Here is a 7,469-nt window from a genome sequence, read left to right on the forward strand (position 1 = left end):
CAATCGCATGGTCGCCGAGCTGGGCGCCGTCGGGCTGCCGCAGATCCGGGTCAGCCATTGGCAGCTCGATGAGGCAGGGCTGTTGCAGCGTATTGAGGACGGCCTTGGCGCGGCGAGCCAGCCGCTGCGCGTGTTGATCATCCCGCCGAGCCTGGAGGCGACCCCGCCCCCGGACCTGCTCGAACGTCACCGGCAGCCGTTGTGCCAATGGCATGGCCAAGGCACGGTGATGGCGTCGGTGTGTATCGGCGTGTTCTTCATCGCCGCCAGTGGCCTGCTCGATGGGCGGGCAGCCAGTTCTCACTGGAATTACGCACAAACCCTTGCCGAGCGTTACCCCAAGGTCCGTGTGGAGGCCAATCTGCCGCTGCTGGATGACGGCGACATCATCACCTCCGCTGGCCTGATGGCATGGACCGAACTGGGGTTGCGCCTGCTGGAGCGCTATCTCGGCGCGTCGGTGGCCTGGGAGACGGCGCGCTACCTGTCCGTCGAGCCGGTCAGCAGGCCATTGCCGGGGTCGCTGTTCAGCCCGCGCCTGGATCATGGCGACGAGGCGGTGCTGAAAGTTCAGCACTGGTTGCAGGCCGCGGGTGCGCAAGACGCCGACCTTGCCGGCATGGCCACTTGTGCCGGGCTAGAGGTGCGCACATTCCTCCGGCGCTTTCGTGCGGCCACCGGCCTGAAGCCTACCGAGTACTGCCAGCAAGTAAGGGTGGGGCGCGCCTGCCGAATGCTGGAGTTGACCCGGCGCACGGTCGAGCAGATTGCCTGGGGGGTCGGTTATCAGGACCCGGGGGCGTTTCGCAAGGTGTTCCAGCGCATTACCGGGCTGACGCCCAGCGAATATCGGCAGCGCCTGGCCTTGCCTGGCTCAGGGTAGATGCGGCCCCGGCCCCTCATCAGCCAGATGATCCTGGCGATTGCGCAGCGGGCATTCCTTCAGCGACATGCAACCGCAGCCGATGCAGCCGTCGAGCTGGTCGCGCAGCCTGACCATTTCATCGATCCGGTGGTTCAGATCCTCACGCCAGCGTGCCGATAGGCGCCGCCAGTCTTCGGCGGTCGGGGTGTGGTCGTTGGGCAGCGTGGCCAGCGCCGAGGCAATCTCGGCCAGCGCAATGCCCAGGCGCTGGGCCATCTTGATCACCGCGACCCGGCGCAGCATTGCCCTTGGGTAGCGCCTTTGGTTGCCTGCATTACGGGTGCTCTGGATCAGGCCCTTGGTTTCGTAGAAATGCAATGCAGTCACTGCCACGCCGCTGCGCGCGGCCAACTGGCCAACGCTGAGCAGTTTTTCCGCGGCAGTGGGAGATGGCTTGGGCATGGGAAAAAACGCTTGACCTTGAGTTAACTGGAGGTTTTACCCTGCTGGCGATTCCGAATCAAGCGCTCGCAGCAAGGAGACACGCGATGACTGCCACCCCGCATTCCCTGTGGTTCACCCAGATGATCGAATATGAAGTGCCCGCTTCCCGCCAGGTGGCACTGGCGGAGGCATTGGTTGCGCGCAGCGAGGAGTTGGCTGCGCGATGCCAAGGTTTGCAAAGCGTCAGCATCCAGGCCAGTGACGATGGCAGCCGGGTCTTGCAATACCTGCAATGGCAATCACGCCAGGCCTGGAAGGTGGCGGCGGAGTGTTTTGCCGAGGAGCCCTTTTTCGAACTGCTTAGCCGCCATCAGGCGCGTGGTGTCAACTTTTCCGCGTATCAGGCGATGCGCAGCCTGATACGCGAGGCTGATGGCGGGCTGCATTGCCAGGTTGGCGACCTTCAGGCGTACCAGGGGGCGTAGTGCGGGTAGCGGTCCAGGCGTGCGCCGATCACCATCTCGCTGACCCATGCGGCCAGGATCGAGCTATAGGCCTTCTGGCTTTGCTCACTCGATAGGGCGTGATCGGCACCGTCGACGATGCGATGGGTCAGCGAATGAGCGCTGACGAATGCCGAGCGGTAGCTCATCAGCGTGGCGTGGGGCACGTAGTCATCCTGCTCCGATTCGACCAGCAGCACATCACCGGAAAACTCGGCACAGGCCGCCAGCGCACGGTTGTCGGAAGGGCCGAGCAGGCGCATGCGGTAATCGTTCAGGCGCTGGCGATCGAGCGCCTGTTTGGGCATGTTCCATTCGTCATCCCAGTACATCGCTGGCACGCGCAACGCCAGCCATTTCACCGGCCGCTGCAAGGTCAGCAAGGTGGCCAGGTAGCCACCGTAGCTGCTGCCAATGATGGCGATGGCACTGCTGTCCACCGCCGGGTGACTGACCAGCCGATCGTAGGCAGCCAGCAGGTCCTGGAGATTCTGCTCGCGGGTGACGGTCAGGCGCTGGCTTTCGGTTTTCGCGTGGCCGCGCAGGTCGAAGGTCATGCACACGCAGCCCAGGCCCGTGATGTGCCGAGCGCGTGCCAGGTCGCGCTGCTGGCTGCCGCCCCAGCCGTGGACGAAGAGAATGCCGGGCATCTTGCTGCCGGGGCTGACCAGCGTGCCGACGATGCTGTCATCCTCGACCTGCAGTTGCACGGTTTCACTCTGAATGCTCATGCCGGCGAATCCGCGCGTATTTGCTGAGTTGTCCGAGTTCACTGTCGTTTCCTTGATAGAAGAGGGTGGCGTCAGCGGGCAAGTCGGGCGTGCCGAACACTTCATGGGTGGAGGCGCATACCCGCTGCAGTGCCGGGTCGTCGGCAAATGCCTGCAGTGCCAGGAGCTCTGCGCTGCTGGCTCCCCCCAGACGCCAGGATTGTTCGAGCACGCCACTGCGCAGATGGCCGTCGGCCGCAGTGCCGCGGGCGATGTCGTAGTTGCGCCGCGATGCGATGAAACCTGGGAAGTGCTGCTCGGCGGCTTGTTCGTAGGTCATGGCCTGGTTGATCGCAAGGCGCAGGTGATCTTCCAGGGCCAGCTGCAGCAGGGCAGGGTAGTCACCCCGCACCACGACCAGTTCGGAGCCGCCGTAGACCTCGGTACCTTGGTGGTCACGCGTCAGTTGCTGGGTGCCGTGATAGCTGCAGGTCAGGCCGCCGACGCGGACCTGGCCAACGCTGAAGGTCTCGACATTGGCCAGATCTTCTTCCAGCACCAGGCCCCAGAGGGCCAGGTCCCGTTCATCGACGTTGGTCAGCAGCGGTTCCAGTTGATCCGCATCGGTGATGACGTGCTGGCCCCGGCCCGCACTGGCCAGCACCGGCTTGATGCGCACCGGGCCATCAAGCAGCAGCAACTGGGCGGCGCGCCGGGCATCGGCCTTGCTGAAAACGGTGTAGCCGCGGAGCAGTGCGTCGCTTGCCTGACGAGCGAAGGCATCGGTCCAGCCCGGCGGGAATTGGGCATTGGCCGGTAACGGGTGGGAAATGGCCTTGGTAGCCATGTAAGGGTGGCTGACCAGTCCGCCGAACAGGTCCTGCTCGCTGCGAATGCCCATGGCGGCATAACGTTCGGGGCCGACCAGGGTTTCGGTAGGCAAGTAATAGTAGTGCGTGTCTTTGTTGGCCGGTACATCGGGCAGCACGGCATGACAACCCAGCAACCGGGCCAACCGGTCAGCCAGGTTCAGGTGCACGGCATGTTCGTGTTCCGGGGTGTGCTCGCGGGTGTCTAGCAATACCACGGCAGTCTTCGGGTGACGGGCACTGGGCATGGGCACCTGCCTGTGTGCAATGAATGTACAGGTTGTGAAGCCCCTGTCAGCGGTAAGTTCAGCTGGAAGTGACTGATGGTCCCGGCCTGGTTGCAGGAGGCGTCTGGTTTGCAGGTGGCTGGATGGGCATAGCCTGCCGTGAGTCGGCCGCGGCGATTGCGGCACCGTGGCAGCTGTTCCATTATTCTCAACCTGGAATAACCCCGATGTGACCGCAGGAGTGCGCATGAACCTTCAGACCACGATTGAGCAAAGTGTGCCGGAGCGCCTGGCGCGCGTGCGCGCAGTGATGGCCCGGGAGGGGATCGATGCCCTGCTGGTGCCGTCGGCCGACCCGCACCTTTCCGAGTATTTGCCCGGCTACTGGCAGGGGCGTCGGTGGCTGTCGGGTTTTGATGGTTCGGTAGGCACGCTGGTGGTTACCGCCGACTTTGCCGGTGTGTGGGCTGACAGCCGTTACTGGGAACAAGCCGAGAAAGAGCTGGCCGGTAGCGGCATCGTCTTGATGAAGCTTCTGCCGGGCAAGCCGGGTGCGCTGGAATGGCTGGGTGACAATGTTCGGCTCAAAGGCACTGTAGCCGTAGATGGTGCAGTCATGGCGCTGGCTTCGGCCCGCCAGCTCGAAGAGCGGCTCAAGGCCCGCGAGGCGCACCTGGCAACCGATCGGGACTTGCTCGCCGAGGTGTGGGAAGGCCGCCCGGCGCTGCCTGCCAACCCGATCTATCAGCACCTGCCGCCCTACGCCACGGTCAGCCGGGCCGAGAAGCTTCGCCAGCTGCGGGCAACGCTGCAGGAAAAGGGCGCTGATTGGCACTTCATCGCGACGCTGGACGACATCGCCTGGCTGTTCAACCTGCGCGGCAGTGATGTGTCCTACAACCCGGTCTTCGTGTCCTTTGCACTGATCGGCAAGGACCAGGCGATGCTGTTCGTCGGCGCCGGAAAGCTCGATGAGCACTTGCGCCATGTACTTGAGGTCGACGGCATCGAGGTGCGCGATTACAGCAAGGTTGCGCAGGCGTTGGCTGAACTGGCCCCGCATAGCCGGCTGCTGGTCGACCCGGCTCGCGTGACCTGTGGCTTGCTGAAGCATCTGGATGCCCAGGTTCAGCTGATCGAAGGGCTGAACCCGACCACCCTGAGCAAATCACGCAAAGGTGAAGAGGAGCTGGTGCACATCCGCCAGGTCATGGAGCAGGATGGCGCGGCCTTGTGCGAATTCTTCGCCTGGTTTGAGGCGCATCAGGGCCAGGAGGCCATTACCGAACTGACGGTCGATGAGCAGTTGAGCGCTGCGCGTGCTCGCCGACCAGGTTTCGTCTCGCTGAGCTTTTCGACCATTGCGGCGTTCAACGGCAATGGCGCGATGCCGCATTACCGCGCTACCGAGGAATCCCACGCGGCCATCGAAGGTGATGGCCTGCTGCTGATCGATTCCGGAGGGCAGTATCTGGGCGGCACCACCGACATCACCCGGATGGTTCCGGTGGGCACGCCGAGCGTGGAGCAGAAGCAGGATTGCACGCGCGTTCTCAAAGGCATGATCGCCTTGTCGCGTGCCAGCTTCCCGCGGGGCATCCTGTCACCTTTGCTCGATGCCATTGCACGGGCGCCGATCTGGGCAGACCAGGTGGACTATGGTCACGGTACCGGGCATGGCGTTGGCTACTTCATGAACGTGCACGAAGGTCCCCAGGTGATCGCCTACCAGGCGGCAACCTCGCCTCAGACGGCAATGCAGGTGGGCATGATCAGCTCGATCGAGCCGGGGACCTACCGGCCGGGTGCCTGGGGTGTGCGCATCGAGAACCTGGTGGCGAACCGCGAGGCGGGCAAGAGCGCGTTCGGTGAGTTCCTATGCTTCGAGACGCTGACGCTGTGCCCTATCGACACGCGCTGCTTGCTTCCCGAAATGCTGACCAATGAAGAGCGGGATTGGTTGAACCAGTATCACGCCACGGTACACGAGCGCTTGGCTCCCTTGCTGCAAGGTGCTGCGCTGGATTGGCTGAAGGCGCGCACGGCGCCGCTTTGACGGATGCTGGCAATCGGTAAATAAAAGAAGGGCAGCTCGCAGGCTGCCCTTCTTTTATTTACAGATGACGATCATGCTGCGGCTGGTGTAGCCGGCCGGGTTGATGCCGAACAGGTAGTCCCCGGGCTCCTCGTCGGTGTCTCCGGAGCGGGCGATCACCTTGTAACCGCGCGTGCTGCAGGAAGTGGCCGCTTTGCTGTAGCACTTGTCCCACGACGAAGACAGGCCAGAGCAATTGATATGCAGGCCTTTCTTCCCCTTTTTGACCTCAGTCTTGGCCGTTGCGGCGCATCCGGCCATGGCCAAGACGGCCAGGATGAGCAAAATACGTTTCATTCCTGTCCTTAAATGCTTGGGCCGATCAGCTGTCTGGCCCAGTCGTTATCGCTTCGGTCTTCCTGAATCTTCCTCGGCTTCCGTGTCTGCTCAAGTAGATAGCGTAAAGATTATGATTTTGTGACAGCTTAATCAGCGAGGCGAGCGGGGACAATCATTAATCTTGTCTTAAATGAAAATGCTTCTCAAATCAGTCCGCTGCAACTGCAGGGCTTGCCTCACGGCGCATGGACAATGTCGCGCCTGCGGAGGCTGCGATGATCGCAAGAATGGCCAGCCACTGGGTAGTGCTGAGTACCTCGCCGAGGAATAGCAGGCCTGACAGCGCGCCAATCGCCGGTTCGATACTCATCAGCGTACCGAAGGTCCGGGCTGGCATACGGGTCAGGGCGACCATTTCCAGGCTGTAGGGCAGGGCGGTCGAAAGCACGGCGACCCCCAGTGCCAGAGGGATAACGGCAGGGGTGAGCAGCGCACTACCGGCATGTACGATGCCGACAGGCGCGACAAACAGCGCCGCGACCACCACGCCGAGGGCCGCACTCTGGATGCCATGCTCGGCCCCGGCACGTTGGCCAAACAGAATATACAGTGCCCAGCACACGCCCGCGCCCAGTGCATAGGCCGCACCCTGCAGGTCCAACGGCTGACCACCGTGCCCGACCGGCAGCAGCAACAACAGGCCCGCGACGGCCAGGGCAATCCACACGAAGTCCAGCGCACGGCGCGAGGCAAACAGCGCTACTGCCAGGGGGCCGGTGAACTCCAGGGCGACAGCGATGCCCAGCGGTGTGGTCTGCAGGGACATATAGAAGAGGAAGTTCATGCCGCCCAGTGACATGCCGTAGATGACCACGTTGCGCAGGGTGCTGGCGGTCAGGCGTACCCGCCATGGCCGCAGGATCAGCAGCATGATGATGCTGGCGAAGATCAGGCGCAGGGTGGTGGTGCCTTGAGCGCCAATGATAGGGAACATGCTTTTGGCCAATGAGGCACCGGATTGGATCGAGGCCATGGCAATCAGCAGCAGGCCGATCGGGAAGAGGGTGGCGGCCAGGCTGCGGGGCTGGGTGTTCATTTCTGCGCGGCTATCCTTGGGAGGTATGCGGGGTGTGCAATATAGTGCGCAATTGCTTGGGTGGGGTGCAAGGCGCATCGCGGATAAATCCGCTCCTGCAGTCATGCCCAGGGCAGGCAACACTGGCGTGACAGGTTCGGCACCTTGCAACAAATTGCAGGAGCGGATTTATTCGCGAAGCGCCGCGCGGGCGGCGCTCGGTCTCTCGGGCGATGTATGCGTTGTGGCGAGCACCTGCTGGCCCTGACGCGGTGTTTCCTCCTATATTTCAATTTCTTGAAATTAAAGGTTGACGGGGTTTCGAATCCCCTTATAATGCGCCCCACTTCCAGCGACATCGGAACGACAAACTCTTTGGAATTCAACGAGTTAGGTGGTTAG

8 protein-coding genes are annotated in these 7,469 nt (G+C 62.8%); 3 read left to right on the forward strand and 5 right to left on the reverse strand.

Annotated features, from left to right (window positions below; all coding sequences use genetic code 11):
• Positions 1 to 883, forward strand: an 883-nt coding sequence (locus HU738_RS25605; protein ID WP_217871529.1) for a GlxA family transcriptional regulator, incomplete at its 5' end; no start/stop codon positions are given.
• Here the strand turns inward: HU738_RS25605 and soxR are convergent.
• Positions 875 to 1,327: a redox-sensitive transcriptional activator SoxR gene (soxR, locus tag HU738_RS25610; RefSeq protein ID WP_176506442.1), complete on the reverse strand. Its 453-nt coding sequence runs from the start codon at positions 1,325 to 1,327 to the stop codon at positions 875 to 877. The genes HU738_RS25605 and soxR overlap by 9 nt on opposite strands.
• A gap of 86 nt (positions 1,328 to 1,413) precedes the next feature.
• Here soxR and HU738_RS25615 point away from each other — a divergent pair, with 86 nt between their 5' ends.
• A complete protein-coding gene (locus tag HU738_RS25615; RefSeq protein WP_186605018.1) occupies positions 1,414 to 1,794 on the forward strand; it encodes an antibiotic biosynthesis monooxygenase in 381 nt (126 codons plus the stop codon).
• On the opposite strand, the gene HU738_RS25620 is transcribed toward HU738_RS25615, so the two are convergent.
• Entirely contained in the window at positions 1,773 to 2,543 is a 771-nt protein-coding gene (locus tag HU738_RS25620) for an alpha/beta hydrolase family protein (RefSeq protein ID WP_186605014.1), read from the reverse strand. The genes HU738_RS25615 and HU738_RS25620 overlap by 22 nt on opposite strands.
• Positions 2,527 to 3,645, reverse strand: coding sequence for a DUF3182 family protein (locus tag HU738_RS25625; RefSeq protein WP_186605012.1), 1,119 nt, complete (start codon positions 3,643 to 3,645; stop codon positions 2,527 to 2,529). The genes HU738_RS25620 and HU738_RS25625 overlap by 17 nt, the downstream gene beginning before the upstream one ends.
• Positions 3,646 to 3,865: 220 nt before the next feature.
• Here HU738_RS25625 and HU738_RS25630 point away from each other — a divergent pair, with 220 nt between their 5' ends.
• The gene (locus HU738_RS25630; protein WP_186605010.1) at positions 3,866 to 5,674 is read left to right on the forward strand and encodes an aminopeptidase P family protein; all 1,809 of its coding nucleotides are present in this window, start codon (positions 3,866 to 3,868) and stop codon (positions 5,672 to 5,674) included.
• 54 nt (positions 5,675 to 5,728) lie between these two features.
• Here HU738_RS25630 and HU738_RS25635 read toward each other — a convergent pair whose 3' ends face one another.
• Both HU738_RS25635 and rhtA read right to left on the reverse strand, forming a co-directional pair.
• Positions 5,729 to 6,010: a hypothetical protein gene (locus HU738_RS25635; RefSeq protein WP_176506438.1), complete on the reverse strand. Its 282-nt coding sequence runs from the start codon at positions 6,008 to 6,010 to the stop codon at positions 5,729 to 5,731.
• 190 nt (positions 6,011 to 6,200) lie between these two features.
• Positions 6,201 to 7,088, reverse strand: coding sequence for a threonine/homoserine exporter RhtA (gene rhtA / locus HU738_RS25640; RefSeq protein ID WP_186605008.1), 888 nt, complete (start codon positions 7,086 to 7,088; stop codon positions 6,201 to 6,203).
• Positions 7,089 to 7,469: the final 381 nt, after the last annotated feature.

This window comes from Pseudomonas vlassakiae, assembly GCF_014269035.2.
GTDB classification, from domain to species: Bacteria; Pseudomonadota; Gammaproteobacteria; order Pseudomonadales; family Pseudomonadaceae; genus Aquipseudomonas; species Aquipseudomonas vlassakiae.

Excerpts from the sequence above, each read along its gene's own strand:
- soxR (WP_176506442.1), bottom strand. The coding sequence starts at position 1,327 with ATGCCCAAGCCATCTCCCACTGCCGCGGAAAAACTGCTCAGCGTTGGC.
- HU738_RS25615 (WP_186605018.1), top strand. The coding sequence starts at position 1,414 with ATGACTGCCACCCCGCATTCCCTGTGGTTCACCCAGATGATCGAATAT.
- HU738_RS25620 (WP_186605014.1), bottom strand. The coding sequence starts at position 2,543 with ATGAGCATTCAGAGTGAAACCGTGCAACTGCAGGTCGAGGATGACAGC.
- HU738_RS25630 (WP_186605010.1), top strand. The coding sequence starts at position 3,866 with ATGAACCTTCAGACCACGATTGAGCAAAGTGTGCCGGAGCGCCTGGCG.
- HU738_RS25635 (WP_176506438.1), bottom strand. The coding sequence starts at position 6,010 with ATGAAACGTATTTTGCTCATCCTGGCCGTCTTGGCCATGGCCGGATGC.
- rhtA (WP_186605008.1), bottom strand. The coding sequence starts at position 7,088 with ATGAACACCCAGCCCCGCAGCCTGGCCGCCACCCTCTTCCCGATCGGC.